This window comes from Mycobacterium sp., assembly GCF_032162105.1.
Lineage (GTDB): Bacteria > Actinomycetota > Actinomycetes > Mycobacteriales > Mycobacteriaceae > Mycobacterium.
Window position 1 is genome coordinate 1 of record NZ_JAVRPS010000089.1, and the last position, 3,116, is coordinate 3,116.

Sequence of the window (3,116 nt, forward strand, 5' to 3'; positions counted from 1 at the left end):
ATAGCAAGCAGGCATCCCCTTGCAGCGTGGGCACCTCTCGCAGCTGACCGGCTCGGTGTGCCGACCGTCATCCACCGCCGTGTATGACTCCCCGCAGTGGTAGCACGGCGGCCGCGCGCCGTCGTCGCCCCGGTCGGAGTCGATCATCAGGCCCGCACAACCATTGCGGTGGCCAAGATCAGCATCACCACGCCGCCGAGCAGGTCGGTGCGGACAGGTATCTTGCTCGCCGCGAGCTTCCCCAGCGTCAGCCCCACCAGGGACATGACGACGGTGACGCTACCGGCCACCACGGCCACGGTCACGGCCGAGTAGCCCATGACTCCGAGGCCGGCCCCCGCGAGCAGGTTGTCGAGGCTCAACGGCAGCGGCAACCCCAGAATGGCAAGGGGATGGTCGAGGTCGCCGGCCTTCTCCGTGCGCAACGCATGCACGACGAGGTAGACGGCGTAGACGGCCAAGGCGGCAGCTCCGATGTATTCCGCGGATTCCCCGATGTAATCGCCGAGGTACCCGCCCACCCAGACACCGAGCATGGGAGCCAGGGCATCGAATAGTCCGAACACCAGCGCACATTGGACGATCCGGATCCACGACGGCTTCGTCGTTCCCAGTCCGATTGACGACTGAAAATTGTCCAGGCCGAGCACGAATGCGATCGGGATCAGAGCGTAGAGGGAGTTCACTGTCGGACCTCCAAGGGAATTTGCGATCGGGTGCGGCCCGGATTCGGTCGAGGAATCATCACGCCGTCCCGCGGCCGCGTCGAGTCGTTGGCTGCCGCCACCGCCGCTTCGACCAGTTCGTGATCCGGGGAGAGATGACAGACCGGGTCAGTGCGGGCGGCGTCGCCAGTGAGCGCGAAGGCCTGGCAACGACAGCCGCCGAAGTCGATCTCGCGACGTTCGCAACTGCGGCACGGGTCCGGCATCCATGCGTCGCCGCGGAACTGCTTGAACAGTGGCGACTCCGCCCAGATCCACTCCAGCGAGTGCTCGCGCACGTTGGTGCTTGGCAGGCGAAGCCCGCGCGCCAACTCGTGGGCCGCTGGGCATGGCAGCGCTTCGCCGTTGGGCACCACGGTGAATTGCCTGCGGGCCCAGCCGTCCATGCAGGGCTTGGGGTACTGGCTGTAGTAGTCGGGGATGACGTAGATGATCTCCATCCGGTCCCCGAGCCGCCCCCTGGCCGCCCGCACCACCGTCTCAGCGCGCTCCAACTGTTCCCTGCTCGGCAGCAACTCGGCACGGTTGCGTCCCGCCCAGCCGTAGTACTGCGTGTTGGCCAGCTCGATACGATCGGCCTCCATCGCCGCCGCCATGTCGAGGATGGCACCGATCCGATCGATGTTCTGCCGGTGCAGCACCACGTTGAGGGTGAGTGGCCAGCCCAGCTTCTTGACGAGCCGCGTGACCTCGTGCTTGCGCTCGAACGAGGCCGTGCCTGCGATCTGGTCGGAGAGGTCTCGCTCATCAGCCTGGATGCTGACCTGCACGTGGTCGAGGCCCGCGTCGCGGAGTTGCTCGGCCCGACGGGTGGAGAAGCCGAGCCCGCTGGTGATCAGGTTGGTGTACAGGCCCAGCTCGTTGGCACTCTGCACCAGGTCGACGATGTCGTGGCGCTGCATCGGCTCGCCGCCAGAGAGGTGGACCTGCAGCACGCCCAGGTCGGCGGCCTCGGCAAACACCCGTTGCCACTCGTCGGTCGTCAACTCGTCGCGATAGTCGTCCAGCGCCAGCGGATTGGAGCAGTAGGGGCAATGCAGTGGACAGGCGTAGGTGAGCTCGGCGAGGAGCGCGTAGGGCTTATCCATGATCAATCTCCATCCCGTGCTTGGTGACGAGGTCGGCCACGAAGCGTTGTACGTCGCCGTCGGCGACGTGGTCGTATCGGCTGCGCAGCTCGGACTGGATCTCTGCGATGGTGTGCCGCGCATCGCACAGCTCCACGATCGCGACGCCGGTGTCGTTGAGGACCCAAACCGTCTCCGGCGACAGCAGCGCGTATTGCCCGCGTGCGGCGTCAAACCTCATCCGCACGTGGCGCGCCAGCCGCGGCCGGGCGACCTCGTCAGCGATTTCCATAAGCCTGGTCGATCGCATCGAGCATGCTCCACAGCACGTCGCACTTGAAGGACAGCGCCGACAGCGCGGCCGCCTGCGTTTCTGGGGTAACGCAGTACCTCCGCACCACCTCGAGACCGTGTTCGGAGTCGCGGGGCGCCTGGGTGATGCGAGTCCGGAAGTAGGAGAGCTCCGCGGGGTCGATCCAGGTGTAGTGGCGTTCGAATGCCGCGAGCCGCTCTGCCATGAGGTCGGGCGCGAACAGCTCGGTCAGCGAGGATGCCACCGCCTCCACCCACGGCCGGGTGCGCGTGAAGGTCACGTAGGCGTCGACGGCGAATCGCACGCCTGGGAGCAGGTGTCGGGCGTCCTCGACCTCAGCCCGGGTCAAGCCGACGGCCTCGCCGAGTCGCAGCCACGCCTCGATCCCGCCGGTTCCCTCGCTGCTGCCGTCGTGGTCGATGATGCGCTGGACCCAGCGGCGCCGTATCTCACGGTCGGGGCAGCTACTGAGGATCGCCCCGTCCTTGCGGGGGATGTTCACCTGGTAGTAGAAGCGATTGGCCACCCAGCCCCGGATCTCCTCGCGGCTGGACTGTCCGTTGTTCATCCGCCGATGGAAGGGATGCTGGTGGTGGTAGTCCTTGACGTGCTCGCGAAGCGCTTCCTCGAATTCATCGGGCGCCAGTGCTGCGGTCATCGTTGCTCCTCAGATCTCAAGCTCGAGCCCGTCCGCGGCGACCTCGATGCCGTGCTGGTCGAGGAGCCGTCGTTCCGGCGAGTCCTCGAGCAGGACCGGGTTGGTGTTGTTGATGTGGATGTAGACCTTGCGGTCGATCGGCAGCGACGACAACAGCTCGAGGCTGCCGCCAGGGCCGTCGATCGGGACATGTCCCATGTCGCGCGAGGTCTTGCGGGCCAGGCCCAGGCTGGACATCTCGTCGTCCCGCCAGCAGGTGCCGTCGACCAGCAGGCCGGAGCAGTCGGCCAGTTCCTCGAGGACGTCGGGGGTGAGCTGCTGCACGCACGGCAGGTAGACCAGGCTGCGGCCAC

The 3,116-nt window shown here is 66.6% G+C and carries 5 protein-coding genes; all 5 read right to left on the reverse strand.

Annotated elements, in window-relative coordinates:
- Positions 1 to 146 precede the first annotated feature (146 nt).
- Positions 147 to 686, reverse strand: coding sequence for a manganese efflux pump MntP (locus tag QOC69_RS04365; protein ID WP_526436735.1), 540 nt, complete (start codon positions 684 to 686; stop codon positions 147 to 149).
- Positions 683 to 1,813: a pyrroloquinoline quinone biosynthesis protein PqqE gene (gene pqqE, locus QOC69_RS04370; protein WP_526436737.1), complete on the reverse strand. Its 1,131-nt coding sequence runs from the start codon at positions 1,811 to 1,813 to the stop codon at positions 683 to 685. The genes QOC69_RS04365 and pqqE overlap by 4 nt, the downstream gene beginning before the upstream one ends.
- On the reverse strand, positions 1,806 to 2,084 hold the full coding sequence (pqqD, locus tag QOC69_RS04375; RefSeq protein ID WP_526436739.1) for a pyrroloquinoline quinone biosynthesis peptide chaperone PqqD: 279 nt from the start codon (positions 2,082 to 2,084) through the stop codon (positions 1,806 to 1,808). Before pqqD ends, pqqE begins: the two co-directional genes overlap by 8 nt.
- A complete protein-coding gene (gene pqqC, locus QOC69_RS04380; RefSeq protein ID WP_526436741.1) occupies positions 2,071 to 2,763 on the reverse strand; it encodes a pyrroloquinoline-quinone synthase PqqC in 693 nt (230 codons plus the stop codon). The genes pqqD and pqqC overlap by 14 nt, the downstream gene beginning before the upstream one ends.
- Positions 2,764 to 2,772: 9 nt before the next feature.
- Positions 2,773 to 3,116, reverse strand: a 344-nt coding sequence (locus QOC69_RS04385) for an MBL fold metallo-hydrolase (RefSeq protein ID WP_526436743.1), incomplete at its 5' end; no start/stop codon positions are given.